Genomic DNA, 16,628 nt, shown 5'->3' with positions numbered 1-16,628 from the left:
CTACAACATATACTTCTTGATTTGTCCTAATATGGTTTGCTCCTCACCACTAAATCCAGTGATGTCATAAAGCTCTGCTTCCTTTTGGAATTCCAGTGATTCCACCAAGGTTTCTGACTTTAAGGCAGATATGAGTTTTCCTTCATATGCCGGAATTCTTACATGATATGGCTTTAAAAAATCTTTTTTCAGTTCAGCCATGATATCCGCTTTTAACCGCTTCACATCTTCCTCGCGCCTAGCACTGATTAAAATGTGGCGCTGCTTTGAGAAAGGGATAAAATCCGGCCGGATTTGGTCTTTTTTGTTATAGACAGTCAGCATCGGAATACGGTCAGCTTCTAATTCCTCTAAAAGCTTATGAACCGTTCGTTCATGCCCTTCATAATCCTCATTCGAAGAATCGATCACATGAAGCAAATAGTCTGCTTCTTTTACTTCTTCAAGAGTGGAACGAAATGCTGCAATCAGTGTGGTTGGAAGGTCTTGAATAAAACCAACTGTATCGGAAATCAGTACACTGTAGCCAGATTCAAGTGTCATTTTACGCGTCATTGGGTCAAGTGTAGCAAACAGCAAATCTTCTTCATGGCTATCCGCTTCTGTTAACTGGTTAAACAATGTTGATTTCCCGGCATTTGTGTACCCGACAATAGCGATTTGGAATACGCCATTTTTCTTCCGTCGTTCCCGGTATCTCGTGCGGTGTTCTTTGACTGCAGATAGTTGTCCGTGAATCTCGTGTATGCGGTTTCGAATATGACGTCTATCTGTTTCAAGTTTTGTTTCACCTGGACCTCTTGCGCCAATTCCGCCGCCTTGTCTTGAAAGGCTGATCCCTTGTCCACTCAGTCTCGGCAAGGCATACTGAAGCTGGGCAAGCTCTATTTGCAGCTTCCCCTCTCTTGTACGGGCTCTTTTGGCAAAGATGTCTAGAATCAATTGCGTACGGTCAATGATTTTCACATCTAAGGCAGTCGCTAAAGCTTTTAACTGGCTAGGCGAAAGCTCGTCGTTAAAAATAATAACGTCACAGTCTAACTCCTCGCAAAGCACTTCAAGCTCTTCCACTTTCCCTTTTCCGATGTAAGTCGCGCTGTCCTGTCTATTTCTTTTTTGCGTCATGATGCTGACAGCTTCACCGCCAGCTGTTTTGGTTAAGGAAGCTAATTCTTCCATAGAATATTGAAAGCGTTCATCCGTTATATGTGGCAGTTGACAGCCGACAAGGATCGCTTTTTCGATCATTTCATGTTCATTCAACGTCAGTTGTTTCCTTTCTGTACTTAAGTTTCAGTAGTACCATCATACCAAACACATCACACGTATACCACCATTCGGAAGGTTTAATTTCTTGTCTCTTTACAAAAAGGATACGCCATTTCAAGAAGGCGTATCCTCTTTCATTTGCAGATCATGGCTTTTAATCGTAAGTAAATCTTTTTTATCATAATGATCCACAAGAAGCAGCCTCATCGCCTGAGTTCGGATCGCTTTTTCAATGGTGTTTCGCACAAAACGGCCGTTGCTGAATTTGGCAGGACTCGTTGTGCTCTTGATATGCATTAAATAGTCTCGCAGTTTCCATTCTGCCTCTTGGGTAAAGACATATTCCCGATCGGCCATCATTCGTTTTGCAATATCCATCAGCTGATCGACCGTATAATCAGGGAAGTTGATATTGATCGGAAATCTCGATTGCAGACCAGGATTTAGAGAAAGAAAATGATCCATTTCCTTGGAGTATCCAGCTAAGATGAGGATGAATTCATGCTGCTTATCCTCCATATGTTTTACAAGGGTATCAATGGCTTCTTTCCCGAAATCCTTCTCTCCTCCGCGGGCAAGAGAATAGGCTTCATCGATGAACAAAATGCCGCCTAGTGATTTTTTAATCAAATCTCTTGTTTTTTGAGCTGTATGTCCAATGTACTCTCCAACAAGATCTCCTCGTTCTGCTTCAATTAAGTGCCCCTTTGAAAGAACATTCATTTCAAAGAAAAGCTTCCCGACAAGCCGTGCAACCGTTGTTTTCCCTGTGCCAGGATTTCCTTTAAACATCATATGAAGCGCTTGTTTTCCTACCTTTAATCCTTGTTCTTGTCTTTTTTGATTGACAAAAATCCAAGCATAAATTTCTTTTATGTTTCGTTTCATTTCATCCATCCCGACAAGGCTGTTCATTTCTCGTTCTATTTCTCGTAAGATGCTGTGTTTGGCCTCATTTTTTTGCAAGGCCTCTAGGTATTCTGCCTCTGAATCTGCATCAACCAATACTTGCTTCTGTCCATTAAGTATAATGTTGATTTGGCCGTTATTTTTATATGTGACAGCTCGCTCCAACGTATTCACCTCTCGCTCTTCTCTCTTTAATCTATTCGGGTGGAGCTGTAATCGTGACAATCGCCCGCACTAGCATCGGTTTACTGTCAAAATGACCCGAGATACCGGTTATTGTAGGGGATTGTGCGGTTTCCCAGGAAATGATGTGCTATTTCCATTGTATTCATCCATTTCGGGCGGACAAACCAACAATTTGTTTTTTCTTAGAAAAATAGCGCCTTTTCTTCCCAAATTGTGCAGAAAAGAGTCTCGATGATTTCCGCATTTTGTACAGGCAATTTTTCTATTTCCTCATAAAATAAAGACGAGGTGATGAATAGATGGTGAAAATTTTTATTGATCCTGGCCACGGAGGAACAGATTCTGGAGCTGCTGCTAATGGACTTTTGGAGAAAAATATCACACTGCAAATTGCGCTTTTTCTGAGAGATATGTTGATTAGTGAATATGATGGGGTTTCCGTCCGCTTAAGTCGTTCAATTGACCAATCCGTCACGTTATCCCAGCGTACGAATGCGGCAAACAGCTGGGGAGCTGACTGTTTCGTGTCTATTCATATTAATGCTGGCGGAGGCACAGGTTTTGAAAGTTATGTGTACCCTGGCGTTTCAGCACCAACCACCACGTATCGCAATGCCCTTCATGATGAGATTGTCCGCTCCGTTGATTTTGCCGACCGCGGCAAGAAAACGGCGAACTTCCACGTTCTGCGGGAAACTTCTATGTCTGCCATTTTAACTGAAAACGGTTTCATCGATACGGTAGCTGATGCAAATAAGCTCCGTAACGCTACTTTCCTTCAAGGGATCGCTCGTGCTCATGCCACTGGATTAGAAAAAGCCCTTCAATTGAAAAAAAAAGCAAGTAACCTATATAAAGTGCAAGCAGGGGCTTTCAAGGTCAAAGCCAATGCGGATGAACTAGCAGCTACACTCAGATCCAAAGGATTTGAAGCGCTGGTCGTACTGGATAGCGGCATGTACCGAGTCCAAGCTGGCGCTTTCCGTTCAAAGCAAAATGCAGATGACCTCGTCGCTCGATTAAAGCAGGCCGGTCACGACGCATTCGTTTTTCAATAATCTAAAAAACAAACCGGCTCAAGTCATCTTTAGAGCCGGTTTGTTGTCTATCCAATTATGCTAAAATGTTCACGACAAATTGAGACCATGTTTCAAGACGATCGAAGTACTCAGGCTTTTTCAAATCTGTTACTTTCATCCATTTGCCTGAGATTTGATCTGTTTCTTTTACTTCTACATGAGCACCCGGCGATAATTCAAGGGCTGATAACAGTCCGATGTGCACACGGCCGACACTATTGTCATCATCATTAATGAGTCCAAGGGTTTTCATCTCAAGTTTGTCTTCTTCTTGAATCGAAAGTTCCTCGTCCAGTTCACGATCGGTATTTTCTTTTAGAATCTCAGCAAAATTTTTTCCTTCAATGAAATTCATATGACCCCCAAAGCCAAGAGATAACTTATGATGTAAGCGCGTCTCTCCCCCGCCTTGAAGTCTTTCATATACATACACTTCGTCCTCACGCTTAATCACGACATAAGGTATCGGCTGTTTGAAGTCAGGATTTTCTTCTGCATCGCCTCTTCGCATTTGCTCGAAGTGCTCTTCAATTTCTTTCATAATGGTGCTGATTGTTTTCTCTTCACTATTCACACCATTAAACGCAAGTGTTTCGTTTTGGAACACGCGTGCGCGCGGTGCAACTAAAATCATTTCGTCCATTTTTCCCATGTTCGGTAACCTCCAGTATGTAACACATTGTTAGAAATGGCAAAAAGCCAAAACGAGTGATGCGTTTTGACTTTTACGCTTTCCTTATGATTCATCTCCAAAGAAGAAATCGTCATCTTTTAACGGCTCAACTGTTGCCTTTTTGTAGCCGTTCCCTTTCATTGAGAAGAAGTCATGTGACTTTGTTTTTGTATTGAGTCCGTTCAATACAATTGGGTTGATCTCTTCTTCTTCAAAGTAAGGGGCAAATCCAAGGTTCATTAACGCTTTATTGGCATTGTAACGAATGAACTTTTTCACATCATGCGATAAATTGACTTGGTCATAAATATCCTCAGTGTAATGAAGTTCATTTTCATAAAGCTCATTAAGCAGATCGATAGAGAAATCATAAAGCTCTTTTTGCACGTCAGGTGTTTGTTTGTTGTAAATTTCTTGTGCTAACAATCCAACATACACACCGTGAATCGCTTCATCGCGCAAAATCAAGTTAATGATTTCACCACTTTGCATGAGCTTTCCTTGACCGTAGAAATATAGCGGGTAGTAAAAGCCGCTATAGAATAGGAAGCTTTCTAAATACACTGAAGCAACCATTGCTTTAAATAAGGAAATCGGGTCATCCTTTTGAATGGAACGGTACAGACCTACAATCATATCTGCTTTCTTTTGCAAGAATTTATTTTTCTTGACCCATTCAAATACTTCACTAATCGTTTCAGTTGGTGCAAGCGTCATGAAGATATTTGAGTATGATTTTGCATGCACGGCATTTTCCATCATGGCCATAAAGTTTAACACGGCTTTACGTTGATGACCGTCCACATGTTCAGCCACTATCGGCATTCCTGTATTTCCTTGTTCTGTATCAAGTAACGTCAGTCCAGCCAGTACCTTCATGTACGTATCTCGCTCTTTTTCACCTAAATATTTCCATGTTAAGAGATCCCCGTTTAAGGAAATCTCTTCTGGAAGCCAGAATTGCTTGACGTTTTGGTTGTAAAACATTTGTGTAAAATCATCTTCGTGTTTTGACCAGTTGGCTGCATCATAAATTTTTGTCACGTTAAACTCTCCTTTAATCAAACAACACAAGAAAGACAGCCTTCCTGCCCTGTATCCTTCGTTCTTGCATAATAAAGTGTCTTAATGCCTTTATGGTGTGCATAAAGATCGATGCGGTTTAAGTCACGCGTTGTCATCGTATCTTTTAGGAATAATGTAAAGCTGATTCCTTGATCGACGTGCTGCTGAATGGTTGCGATCATATCGACCACTTTAAACATGTCCATATCGTATGCTTCTTTATAGAAGAACCAGTTTTGTGCTGAAAGTCCTGGCATTGGATAATACGTTTTGCTGTTTCCGTATGTTCTTTCTTCAATACGTTCCATAATTGGCATCACAGACGCTGTTGCCGATTGAACATACGAAATAGAACCTGTTGGTGCAATACATAATCGATAGCTATGGTACATGCCATTTTCCGCTACAAAGTCTTTGAGTGCTGCCCAATCTTCTTTTGTTGGAATGTGCATGCCTTCAAATAGCGCAGCTGCTTTTTCTGTTTTTGGAGTGAAATCATTTTCTACGTATTTATTGAAGTACTCACCTGTTGCATAACCAGAGCCCTCATAACGGTGGAATGTTTCCCCTTTTTCTTTTGCAAGCTCACTTGAACGCTTAATGGAGTAATAGTTCACCATCATAAAGAACGTATTAGCAAAATCTCTTGCTTCTTCACTTTCATAAGCGATTTGGTTTTGAGCTAAATACCCATGAAGGTTCATCGCACCAAGTCCAATTGACTTCATCGCTTTGTTCGCTTTTCTAACAGCTGGTGCATTGCGGATATCTGTTGTTTCAGACACAAGTGTGAGTGAGTCCGTTGCAAGCTTGACTGTTTTTTCAATGGATTTGTTTTTCATCACGTTCATGATATTTAAAGAACCAAGGTTACAAGAAATATCAAGTCCGATCTCATCATCTTGATCATAGTCCGTGTAAGAAGAGACTTCTGAAGCTTGAAGTACTTCTGAGCAAAGGTTTGAGAATTTCACACGTGAAATATGGTTCAGTGCGTGCTCTCTATTCACATTATCTTGGAACATGATATATGGATAGCCTGATTCTGAGCGCAGAACAGCTAATTTTTCAAGAAGTTTTCTCGGATTGACTTTTTCTTTTTTGACTTTCGGGTTTTCTACAAGCTCGTCATACATTTCTTCCATATCCATCTCATCAAGATGCTGTCCATAAGCTTTATAAACTGTATGAGGATAGAATGTGTAAGCTGTTTTATCTTCTCTAGCAAGCTCGATAAATTTATCTGGGATGACGACGCCGATCGAAAGTGTTTTCACACGAACATCTTCATCCGCAGAGATTTTTTTCGTATCTAAGAAATCATTAATATCTCTGTGGAAAATATTCAAGTACGCACTGCCTGAACCTTGTCTTTGTCCCATTTGATCTGCATATCGGAATGCATTATCAAGAAGTTTCATGACGCCTACGACACCTTTGGTCGCATTTTCTACATCTTTGATCGCTTCACCTTTCGCACGAAGCTTTGAAAGGTTCAAGCTGACGCCGCCGCCTAATTTAGACAACTGCATGGAAATATCAATGGCTCTTGAGATATCGTTTAATGAGTCATTCACTTCAAGCAAGAAGCAGCTCACCAGCTCACCACGTCTTTTACGGCCTGCGTTTAAGAATGTTGGTGTACTTGGCTGATACTCTTGGTTGATCATCAGTTCCACAAACTCAAGTGCTTTCTTTTTGTCTCCACCCGCAAAGAAAAGAGCCACAACTGAAATGCGGTCTTCATAGCGTTCAAGGATTTTCTTTTTGTCATTTGTTTTCAGTGCATAGTCATTGTAAAACTTAAACGCACTCATAAATGATGGGAATCTAAATTTCTTGGCATATGCAGCTTCAAATACTTCTTTAATATCTGACATGCTGTATTGTCTTAAAAATTCTTCCTCATAGTAGTCGTTTTCTATTAAGTAATCAATCTTCTCTTCTAGATTATGAAAGAAGACCGTGTTTTGATTAATATAATCTACGAAATAACTATGTACAGCTTCTTTGTCCTTGTCGAACTGAAACTTTCCTTCTTTTTGAATCATAATCTCGTTATTTAATTGTATCCACTTTGGAACCTGATTTTGTGACAATTCTTTCTACCTCCTGTGTAAACAATTCAACATCCCTTTTTGTTCCGCTTAGTTCAAAGGTGTGCAAAATAGGAACTTGATATTGTTTAGAAATCGTATCGGCGCTTTTGGCAAAGTTATCTCCCCACACTTTGTTCCCACTCACCGCTACACCTAGTAGAAGGTGCGCATTTTTCTCTAAAAATGACTGAGTGGTACCAGGGACTTGTCCAAATCCTGTCGTAAAGGTGACGAGAATAAACGGCGTATCCAAAAACTCTTCTCCAGTCAATTTTCGTTTGTCTGTAAAAGGGGTCTTGTCCAAAAAGCGTTGAACATTTCCTGTTTTTGAATCAAATACGATTTGAATCAATTCCATCACGACCTAGTTTTTAGTATTGTTGATCATTTCGTTATTCACTATATATAGTATACTATGTTTTTTCAAAACACAATATATAGATGCTCGAAACGAAAAAAATCAACCAACCCGGCCGAACATTCATAGCCGAACTCGTACGTTCAAATAAATAGAGCAGAGCAGGTTCTAAAAATAGACTGCCCTACTCCCTATTCAACTGAAACCGAAATCTATCATAACACGAAAAAAAATCGCTTAGTAGACTAGACTTTTTGTTTTATTTTTTGTAGGCATCGCACTGTAAATCTTCTGACACTTCTGTTATTTCCACTTCAACACCTAATTCTTTCAGCACCGCTTCAAGCGCAGAGACGATCGAGGCTTCTCTTACTAACTCTTTCCCGTTTACAGAAACACTTGTTCCATATTCGAAACAGGAGTCATCTTCACAAGTTTGTTCCCAATGATTAATTTTAATTTTGTGTGTCATGAACTCATCCTTTTCTGTCTAGATGTCTGATGCATGTTTATAGTGTAGCGACTTCACATTCATTTGTAAATTTACGTGCTTACTCTTCATCAAAGTCTTCACTATCACCATCATCTTCATCCCATTCATCTATGTATTTTGTCGTAATGAGCGTCAGCTCTCCTTCTTTTTCATCAAACCGGTATACATGTACTTCATCATCTTTTACAACAGCAATGTGATTATTTTTTAGCGCAACAGATGATGGTAAAAGACCATCAACATGGCTCCCATCATGCTCACCAGAATGGTTATGCCAACTTTCTTGTCTCGTTTCGATGTTCGAGATGGCGCATGATCCAAATAAGACAACGATTCCAATCAAAAGAAGGATCACTCGAATCCTTCTCAATTCAAGCTCTGCATTTTCCATATAAATCCCCTCACCTTTTAAATGTCCAATAAGGATTTATACGCAACTTGGACAGAAAAGTTTCATGGCATGCAAAATAGCCCCTCTGCACTGACAAAAAACGTAGCGGGTTTCGGCCGGTTTATTCGCAGCTGCATGGGGCTATTGGTGAAAACGGGTGTTTATTCTAATTCAAGATTTACATTTTTTTGAGGTGCAAATGTTGAAATCGCATGTTTATAAATAAGCTGCTGCTTCCCTTCTGTCTCAAGCAGCACCGTGAAATTGTCAAATCCCTTTACTTGACCGCGAAGCTGAAAGCCATTCAGTAAAAATACTGTGACAAATGTATTGTCTTTGCGGATCTGATTCAAAAATTGGTCCTGAATATTAATCGGTTTCATGTTTCGTCCTCCTTGATTCTGATAACTACAGTTTCGCTTTAAGTCCAAGCTTTCCTGCTATATATGCGAAAATTTCCTCTTTTTTGTCCGAAAAGTGGCAAGGTGGTGTCATATCAAACCAGGTGACATCCATTTTATTACGGAACCACGTAAACTGACGCTTCGCATATCTGCGGGAATTTTGTTTTAATTGCTGGATGGCTTCATCAAGTGAGCAGTTGCCTTGAAAATAGGCATACAACTCTTTATAACCAATCGCTTGAACAGACTGACAATCTTTCAAACCAGATTGATAAAGTGCGCTCACTTCTTCAATTAAGCCTTCATCTAACATCATATCAATTCTTTGATGAATGCGCTCGTACAAAAGCTCTCGGTCCATTTTCAGCCCAATGAAGGCAGTGTCATACAGAGGAACTTCTTGATGCCCGTTTTGCATATCAGACATTTTCTGACCTGTTGTATGGATGATTTCAAGCGCCCTGATCACGCGGCGGACGTTATTCGGATGAATCGCTTTTGCAGCGTCAGGATCGGCTTCTTTTAGCTTTTCATACAGCTTGATCGGTCCATGCTGCTGCTTAAACAGCGTCATCTCTTCTCTAAAAGCAGGATCACTTTTCTCATCAGTAAACGTGTAATCATATAAAACAGACTGAATATATAGCCCAGTTCCACCAACAATCATGGGCGTTTTCCCTCTCGCAGCAATCTCTTTGATTTTTAAGCGGACAAGCTGCTGAAATTCAGCTGTAGAAAACGATTCATCCGGTTGTTTAATATCGATTAAATGGTGCGGTACGCCATTCATTTCTTCAGGGGTGATTTTCGCTGTGCCAATATCCATCCCTTTATAGATCTGCATGGAGTCCCCGCTGATAATTTCTCCATTAAATGCTTTCGCTATATCAATGCTCAGCTTTGTTTTTCCGACAGCCGTCGGACCTACTAATACAATCACTGGTTGTTTTTTCATAACATCACTCTCTTTTACAAACTGCCTACAGTATAGCATAACTTCTCTTTCTCTCCTATATCCTCCCGTCACCAGCCAAGTGGTTCATTCCCGACCACTTCATATGTCTTTCCTTTTAAACGGTGCTTATGCGTTGGCCTTTCTTCATCTGGACTGTAAACGACTCCCCCGTATGGAATCGGGACAGAATCGGTATAGGCAGAAAACGTGACTTCCTCAATTTCATGGTAGTGCGTCCCGTCCACTCTTGGGATAGCAGGTCCAGTGACGCCATAATATCTATGAAAATGCCCTCTTTCAAATGACGTGATCCCCCGGTAATAATGAGTATGTCTGTCGGTACTGCTTCCATTCACAGGCTGAGAAATACCTTCTATTAAATGATAATGTTCTTCGGTTACATCCGTTCGCGCTTTATAAGCATGAGCATGAGGTGGACATTTAGCCCAATCAGACGGATACAGGCCCATTTTTTACATTCCTCCTTATTTTAGGCATTCACCCAAACACAAGTGGGCCACTCGAATACACTGATGTCAGTTACAGTGATTTTATGTGAAAGGAGTCTTTTTTTATGAATTATTTTGACGCACCGTTTGTTCAAGATGAGATGAGAAGACCTTTTGGATTTGGTTTTGGAAGACCTGGGTTTGGTTTTGGGCGCCCTGGTTTTGGCTATGGGAGACCTGGATTTTTTGGACCGCCATTTTTAGGTGGTTTTGCTGGAGGGCTTCTAGCTGGGTCGCTTCTTGCTCCAGGATATGGCTATGGTTATCCTTATCCACCGCCATATGGACCATACCCTTATTATTAAATATGACGATTTAGTGAAAACATCCTCTTATAAAATGAATCGATTGACACGTTTGTTTTTCATAGGTTAACATTTACTTTACCGACCGTTCAGTAAAGTAGGTGTTTTTTTTATGTCTAAAACGAAAAAAGAACAAATTTTTGAGGCAGCAGCTCACACCATTCTAAAAGAAGGATTGAGTCAGCTCACCCTTCAGCAGGTGGCAGAACATGCAAATATGACCAAAGCTGGGCTACTGTATCATTTTTCAAGCAAGGAAGACCTGATCCAGCAAATGAATGAGCATGCGGTTGCCTCTTTTCGTCAGCAGCTTGACACGTATCAGGAAACATACAAAAACGAAAAGGCGCCCTATGTACGTGCCTATATATTGGCCACATTAAATGATCTTGATAGACAAAACACCACACAGCTATGTACAAGTATGCTGGCAACCATGTCATTTGATGAAGCGTTATTAAATCCTTGGCGTCATTTTTATGCGGAATTTAAAGAAAAAGCAGCCGAGGAAATCAATGACCCTGCACTTAGCCAATTGATCCGTCTTGCCTGTGATGGCATATGGTTTTCAGAAATGTTTCAGCTTGAACCATTGAATCGAGAGGAAAAAACCCTTTTACTTCATCGGATTTTACACATTTTAGAGGAGGGATGATGATGATCCTCGGATATCTTTTTTTGGCTATCGCCATTTTTTCAGAAGCGATTGGGGCAGCGATGCTGAAACTATCAAATGGTTTCACACGCTTTAAACCTAGCGCTGTCGTTGTCGCTGGCTATACACTTGCTTTTTACATGCTGTCATTGACCCTAAATATCATTCCACTTAGCATGTCTTACGCCACATGGTCTGGGGTAGGTACCGTCCTCACGGCTTTTTTTGGCGTGCTCTTTTTCAAAGAAACCTTGAACCGTCAAGCACTTATTGGAATGGCAATGCTTGTTTCAGGGGTCGTACTATTAAATATGTCTTAAAGGATGTGAAGTGATATGAAAGGAATGCTTTATTTAACAGGAGCCATTTTGACAGAGGTGTTTGGCAGTACGATGCTGAAGCTTTCGCAAGGTTTTACACAGGTGCTGCCGAGTATGGGGGTCCTGATCGGATTTGGATGCGCCTTTACCTTTCTCAGTTTGGCACTCAAAACAATTGAGCTATCATCTGCATATGCCACTTGGTCTGGGGTCGGTACAGCACTTACTGCTCTAGTGGGCCTCGTGCTATTTAACGAAACCATTCATATGAAAGGATTCATTGGTCTTGCACTTGTCATATGCGGCGTCATTGTCTTAAATCAATCCAAAAAACAAAAGAAAGAACCCTTCGATCAAACCGAATGGACCTCATAAAAAAAGTCATTTTCTCCATTAATCAAGAGAAAATGACTTTTTTATCTTAATCACCAGCTTTGATGGTTTCTTCTAAGGAAATATGGACATTCCCTTGCACAGCTCTAGAGATCATACATGAGCTTTCCGCTTTATGTGCCAGCTTACGAGCTCGTTCTATGTCCTGTGCTGTAGCAGACTCTTTGAGAATGATGACAGGACGGTGAATGATTTTCTCATATGTAAACACACCGTTTGTCACATCGACAACTGCCTCAGAGCTCATCGATAGATCCTCTTTCTCTAATTGACTCCGCTCCATCATGGCTGCAAGTGTAATGATATAACATGTGGCTGCTGCACCTAGGAGCATCTCATCTGGATTTGTTCCAATACCCGGTCCATCCATTTCTTTTGGAATGGAAATCTCCGTCTTTAACTGTGCACATTCGATTGTCCCCACATCGTTACGCAGACCAGGCCAGCTTGCCTGAAGATGAAAATGATGACGCGCCATATCTGTCTCTCCTTTTGTTATCACTTTTTATAGTGTAACAAGAATTCACCTTGCTGTCTTAAGATGTGCACCATCCTTACGTATATTCTTCATCCAGCACCGTTCGAATCGCCCTGACATACCGGTAGAACGTCTCGTTTTTTGTACTCGATCGCTGCCGAAAATCGAAACTGTCAAATAACGCTTCCCGTTGACTTCTACTAATCTCAAGCTGTACACTTTGCCCTGTTTTTGTAAGATTATTAATATTATGATTGCTCGTTCCGCTTAGGGTTGCGTGTGCAACTGCAAGTTCAGCAGAAAAACCGTTGCGCTCTAATGAGTTCACAATTTTTTCAGCACGGTCATAGTCTGTTCCGCCAACAAGGGTGTGGTCAATTCCCGGCTCCCCTTTATATCCATGAACAGCTAATACATAATCATGTGCTTTTGCCTGTGCGACTCCGATTGGTTCATCGAAGTTTGTACTTGTAATATGAAGTTCTGATGCATTTTCTCTAAAACCTTCAAATAAGTACGTAGAAAAATCGTTATCAAAAAAATGGACAATCTCACTAACGCCGCCTTCGATTCTCCCGCCATGAGGCGACATCACTAGAAGACGGCTGCCGGGCACTGGATTGGATGTGATTTGATAATGATCTGTTGATTCATTCTCTTCCAGTTCTTTAAAATTTCGATACATATCATTTGAACCGCTTTCGTCTTCTCCACCTGATGACACTGGCTCATCATGTTCCTGTGCTTGCATGGTATAATAGACGCCCCATCCGAGTGCAAGCAGGAGAAGCAAAGCAAAAAACTTCTTCATTCCCGTTCTCCTTTAACAGATTTCTAAGCCGTTTCTATGATTAATATTGAATCATCATTTCTTTTCATTTTTTCCACATTTTCTCTTCAAATTTGATCATAACACTCTAGATCATGAGATTCCTCAAAAATAAGATAATTGCATTTATATACACAGAAACGCCTCTCCTGATTGAAAACAGAGTTAGAATAGTATGACAAACAAATGAAGTTATGTTTAAAATGACCTAGTCCTACCCAGTCTGTTTTCTTTAATTCGTCTTTTTTTTATGCTGATTTGGTTTTTTTCATCTGGAATGAATCACATTTGTATGAGCATTGACCCTGTCTAGAACCCCCTTTTTTCTGCAGAATCCTCTGTTTTACTGGTTCTCTAAGAAGAACTCTCCCACCTATCATCGGCAGTTTTGATATGATTTCCACCTTTTTCTATTATTTTACAAAATGTAAACGCTTTTTCTTTTTGGAGGAAATGAGTCAGACGCCAATATGAACAAAAGAAGGGACAAGAATCCGAACGAAGATGCTGTCATGTTCATAACGTAAGAGTGTACGAGAATTGATAGCTAGAATGGAGGGCATCACATGTTTGGATTTTCCATGGTACAAATGGTCAGAACACATGCTAGTAAATTGGATCAACCTTTAAGAGAGACCGTCCTTCACCTCTATAAACCTTTTAAGTGGACACCTTGTTTTCTTCATCGTTTTTTTGAAGGTAGGTTAAAGAAGAGCAAGAAGCTTCGGGTCATCATTGAATTTAAAGAAGATGCAGTCGAAGCAGGTATTCAAAGCACAAAGCAGCTATTGAAAAAAAGCAGAAAAACAAACATCAAAAAACATTTTTCACACATTGACTGCTGCGCAGCTCATCTTACCCCTGCTGCTTTAGAGGAACTCTTAGCGAATGGGGAGCATATTCGCAAAATATATTTAGACAGACAGGTACATGCACTGCTGGATGTGGCGACACAATCAAGTCATGCGGATGAAGTCGTTCGAAATGGCATGACCTTAACTGGCGAAGGCATTACGGTGGCGGTCGTTGACACGGGCGTATACCCACATCAGGACTTAGAAGGAAGAATTCGCGACTTTGTAGATTTAGTCAAACAAAAAACGAAACCTTATGATGATAACGGTCATGGAACGCATTGCGCTGGGGATGTGGCTGGAGACGGAGCTGCTTCAGGTGGCTTATACAAAGGTCCTGCTCCAAAAGCCAATATCATTGGGGTGAAAGTGTTAAATAAACAAGGAGCTGGATCACTTTCTACTATTATAGAAGGTGTTGAATGGTGCATACAGTTCAACGAAGACCATCCTGACGACCCAATTCACATTATCAGTATGTCACTTGGTGGCGATGCGCAGCGTTATGATGACGAACAAGACGATCCGATGGTGCGCGCTGTCAATGCGGCTTGGGATCAAGGGATTGTTGTATGCGTTGCTGCTGGGAACTCCGGTCCTAACAGTCAAACAATCGCAAGCCCTGCCGTGAGTCAAAAAGTCATTACAGTCGGAGCCTATGATGATCGAAATACGCCCGAATCAAGTGACGATGTCGTGGCGCCATTTTCGAGCAGAGGTCCAACGGTCTATGGTGAAACAAAGCCCGACCTCCTCGCACCAGGAGTCAATATCGTCTCTCTTAGATCACCAAGATCATTCCTAGATAAACTAGATAAATCAAGCAGAGTCGATGATGTTTATACGACATTATCTGGCACTTCGATGGCGACACCCATTTGTGCCGGTATCTGCGCACTATTATTAGAGCATTCATCAGATTTAACTCCTGATGAAGTCAAAACTTTATTAAAAGAAAATACAAGCAAGTGGTCTGGAGAGGATCCAATGATCTACGGAGCAGGTGCCATCGACGCAGAAAAAGCAATCCAAGAATAAATAAAAAAGCCCTTTACGTTTTTCGTAAAGGGTGTTGTTTTATCTGTTTTTATGTGTGAAGTCTTTCTTCTACTTGAGCAGCTGACATGTTATGCTTCGTTCTCATACATCTCATCTCCTTTTTGAATGTGCGTACGCGCTTCGATCACAATTTCAAAAAAAGTGGAAGATTCCTTGTACATGTCGCGTTCCTTATAATAATTAGCCGCATCAAGTGCCAATTCCTCTAAATCAGCAAACATTTTTTTGTTTCGTAGTCCCAAAAGGGCTGACCTCAATTGTTCCCAGCTGTCTGTTTCTATATAGAGTGCCTGTAAAAATTGGAATTTCAATTGATAAATTTCATCTCCCAATATAGAGGCCTGATTCATGCCTTCCTTTATAGCCTCACTCGCTCGCTCCATATCTTCGAGTTTAAAACAAGTAAGAGCCAGTGAAAACAATGATTTGATCATCGTTGCAGCTTGATCTTTTTGATAAAGTGAAATGGCTTGTTCAAAGAAGACAGTCGCTGTATGGTAGGTTCCCATACTATAATGACAAGTTCCTAAGTTATTGAGGGCCATCGCCTTAAAATAAGATGTGCATTCTTTTCTTTCCATTGCTTCACACACTTTTAAAGCTTTTTCTAAATAAGGGAGCGCTTTTTGATGCTGACTTACATCAATCCAATTACCTGCCATCACAAAATCGCATTGAATGCTTCTTTTTCCATAAAGCTGATGTTTCTTATAGATGTCTCTCGCTTTTTTCGCATAATGCATAGAAAAATAGGTTTGTTTCATATGATAGTATACTTCAGCAATTTTATAATAAAATTCCGCTTTTTCGATCTCATCTGTCACTAAGATCAGCTGATGTTCCGCATGCTTATAATAGGAAATGGCTTCGATATACCGGTGCTGGGTAAATGCATACATTCCATGAAAAAAATGAAAGTAATAACCCAATAAACCCGTCATCTCATCTTCTGCCTCTTCAATTTCTTTTGGAAAAGAAACCGCTTGAAGCGATTCATTCCCTGCATGGACTGGCGTTAAGTGCTGAAGCATCATTTGATGGCGAAAATCCATGAGAGAATAATAGAGTAATAAATCTTGATCTTCTTCCATCTCATGAATGTCTTCTTCAACAAGGCGCTTCATATCGTTTGCCTGATCAACTTCAAATTTGCAAATATGTGTGTACCATTGATTGATTTTTACACCTACTTCGGAAGATGGTATTTTGTGTGCCATCCACTTCAGCCCCATTCTATCATATCAAACTGATAACTATTATTTTACATAATTTATGATTTTAAGGCAAATTGTCATTTATTTCATATTTTATGTTGATTTTGCACATTTCTATCTTTTTTACCAAG

Annotated in this window: 20 protein-coding genes; 6 read left to right on the top strand and 14 right to left on the bottom strand. The window is 40.5% G+C overall.

Annotated elements, in window-relative coordinates; translation table 11 throughout:
* Positions 1-1,263 carry a GTPase HflX gene (hflX, locus tag LCD32_RS08135; protein ID WP_224563455.1) on the bottom strand — a complete coding sequence of 421 codons (1,263 nt, stop codon included), beginning with the start codon at positions 1,261-1,263 and terminating at the stop codon, positions 1-3.
* Between the two features lie 120 nt (positions 1,264-1,383).
* Positions 1,384-2,343, bottom strand: a complete 960-nt coding sequence (gene spoVK / locus LCD32_RS08130; protein ID WP_008344008.1) for a stage V sporulation protein K — start codon at positions 2,341-2,343, stop codon at positions 1,384-1,386.
* 320 nt (positions 2,344-2,663) lie between these two features.
* Here spoVK and LCD32_RS08125 point away from each other — a divergent pair, with 320 nt between their 5' ends.
* The gene (locus LCD32_RS08125) at positions 2,664-3,422 is read left to right on the top strand and encodes an N-acetylmuramoyl-L-alanine amidase (RefSeq protein WP_058213758.1); all 759 of its coding nucleotides are present in this window, start codon (positions 2,664-2,666) and stop codon (positions 3,420-3,422) included.
* A gap of 55 nt (positions 3,423-3,477) precedes the next feature.
* Here LCD32_RS08125 and LCD32_RS08120 read toward each other — a convergent pair whose 3' ends face one another.
* The 9 genes from LCD32_RS08120 to LCD32_RS08080 form a co-directional block, all read right to left on the bottom strand.
* Entirely contained in the window at positions 3,478-4,095 is a 618-nt protein-coding gene (locus LCD32_RS08120) for a hypothetical protein (protein ID WP_058213759.1), read from the bottom strand.
* An 84-nt stretch (positions 4,096-4,179) separates the two neighbouring features.
* Positions 4,180-5,160 (bottom strand): class 1b ribonucleoside-diphosphate reductase subunit beta, encoded by a 981-nt coding sequence (gene nrdF / locus LCD32_RS08115; RefSeq protein ID WP_034324190.1) that lies wholly within the window; start codon positions 5,158-5,160, stop codon positions 4,180-4,182.
* Positions 5,161-5,177: 17 nt separating this feature from the next.
* The gene (gene nrdE / locus LCD32_RS08110) at positions 5,178-7,280 is read right to left on the bottom strand and encodes a class 1b ribonucleoside-diphosphate reductase subunit alpha (protein ID WP_017359033.1); all 2,103 of its coding nucleotides are present in this window, start codon (positions 7,278-7,280) and stop codon (positions 5,178-5,180) included.
* Positions 7,240-7,632, bottom strand: coding sequence for a class Ib ribonucleoside-diphosphate reductase assembly flavoprotein NrdI (gene nrdI, locus LCD32_RS08105; RefSeq protein WP_017359034.1), 393 nt, complete (start codon positions 7,630-7,632; stop codon positions 7,240-7,242). The genes nrdE and nrdI overlap by 41 nt, the downstream gene beginning before the upstream one ends.
* A 265-nt stretch (positions 7,633-7,897) precedes the next feature.
* Positions 7,898-8,110 (bottom strand): hypothetical protein, encoded by a 213-nt coding sequence (locus tag LCD32_RS08100; RefSeq protein ID WP_003212415.1) that lies wholly within the window; start codon positions 8,108-8,110, stop codon positions 7,898-7,900.
* A 79-nt stretch (positions 8,111-8,189) separates the two neighbouring features.
* A complete protein-coding gene (locus LCD32_RS08095; RefSeq protein WP_025207367.1) occupies positions 8,190-8,522 on the bottom strand; it encodes a YmzC family protein in 333 nt (110 codons plus the stop codon).
* A 161-nt stretch (positions 8,523-8,683) separates the two neighbouring features.
* Complete coding sequence (gene hfq / locus LCD32_RS08090) at positions 8,684-8,905, bottom strand: RNA chaperone Hfq (RefSeq protein WP_003211269.1); 222 nt, start codon at positions 8,903-8,905, stop codon at positions 8,684-8,686.
* A 25-nt stretch (positions 8,906-8,930) separates the two neighbouring features.
* Complete coding sequence (gene miaA, locus LCD32_RS08085; RefSeq protein ID WP_017359035.1) at positions 8,931-9,881, bottom strand: tRNA (adenosine(37)-N6)-dimethylallyltransferase MiaA; 951 nt, start codon at positions 9,879-9,881, stop codon at positions 8,931-8,933.
* A gap of 68 nt (positions 9,882-9,949) precedes the next feature.
* Positions 9,950-10,351: a YmaF family protein gene (locus LCD32_RS08080; protein WP_007499437.1), complete on the bottom strand. Its 402-nt coding sequence runs from the start codon at positions 10,349-10,351 to the stop codon at positions 9,950-9,952.
* A 104-nt stretch (positions 10,352-10,455) separates the two neighbouring features.
* On the opposite strand from LCD32_RS08080, the gene LCD32_RS08075 reads away from it, so the two are divergent.
* The 4 genes from LCD32_RS08075 (at position 10,456) to LCD32_RS08060 (ending at position 12,045) form a co-directional block, all read left to right on the top strand.
* The gene (locus LCD32_RS08075) at positions 10,456-10,695 is read left to right on the top strand and encodes a hypothetical protein (protein ID WP_035700839.1); all 240 of its coding nucleotides are present in this window, start codon (positions 10,456-10,458) and stop codon (positions 10,693-10,695) included.
* Between the two features lie 112 nt (positions 10,696-10,807).
* Positions 10,808-11,350 carry a TetR/AcrR family transcriptional regulator gene (locus LCD32_RS08070; RefSeq protein WP_008344015.1) on the top strand — a complete coding sequence of 181 codons (543 nt, stop codon included), beginning with the start codon at positions 10,808-10,810 and terminating at the stop codon, positions 11,348-11,350.
* Between the two features lie 2 nt (positions 11,351-11,352).
* A complete protein-coding gene (locus LCD32_RS08065) occupies positions 11,353-11,670 on the top strand; it encodes a DMT family transporter (protein WP_017367286.1) in 318 nt (105 codons plus the stop codon).
* 15 nt (positions 11,671-11,685) lie between these two features.
* Entirely contained in the window at positions 11,686-12,045 is a 360-nt protein-coding gene (locus LCD32_RS08060; RefSeq protein WP_017359037.1) for a DMT family transporter, read from the top strand.
* A 46-nt stretch (positions 12,046-12,091) separates the two neighbouring features.
* On the opposite strand, the gene LCD32_RS08055 is transcribed toward LCD32_RS08060, so the two are convergent.
* Both LCD32_RS08055 and LCD32_RS08050 read right to left on the bottom strand, forming a co-directional pair.
* Positions 12,092-12,541, bottom strand: coding sequence for an OsmC family protein (locus tag LCD32_RS08055; RefSeq protein WP_052320353.1), 450 nt, complete (start codon positions 12,539-12,541; stop codon positions 12,092-12,094).
* Between the two features lie 76 nt (positions 12,542-12,617).
* Complete coding sequence (locus tag LCD32_RS08050) at positions 12,618-13,352, bottom strand: poly-gamma-glutamate hydrolase family protein (RefSeq protein WP_008344018.1); 735 nt, start codon at positions 13,350-13,352, stop codon at positions 12,618-12,620.
* A gap of 584 nt (positions 13,353-13,936) precedes the next feature.
* Between LCD32_RS08050 and LCD32_RS08045 the strand changes: the two genes are divergently transcribed.
* Positions 13,937-15,262: a S8 family peptidase gene (locus LCD32_RS08045; protein WP_144684283.1), complete on the top strand. Its 1,326-nt coding sequence runs from the start codon at positions 13,937-13,939 to the stop codon at positions 15,260-15,262.
* Positions 15,263-15,351: 89 nt separating this feature from the next.
* Here LCD32_RS08045 and LCD32_RS08040 read toward each other — a convergent pair whose 3' ends face one another.
* Positions 15,352-16,500 (bottom strand): Rap family tetratricopeptide repeat protein, encoded by a 1,149-nt coding sequence (locus LCD32_RS08040; RefSeq protein WP_017359041.1) that lies wholly within the window; start codon positions 16,498-16,500, stop codon positions 15,352-15,354.
* Positions 16,501-16,628: the final 128 nt, after the last annotated feature.

The organism is Bacillus sp. RSS_NA_20, from assembly GCF_020165915.1.
In the GTDB taxonomy this organism is placed as follows: domain Bacteria; phylum Bacillota; class Bacilli; order Bacillales; family Bacillaceae; genus Bacillus; species Bacillus altitudinis.
Note: the sequence above shows the minus strand (reverse complement) of the source record. Positions and strands in the feature narration are given on the sequence as shown.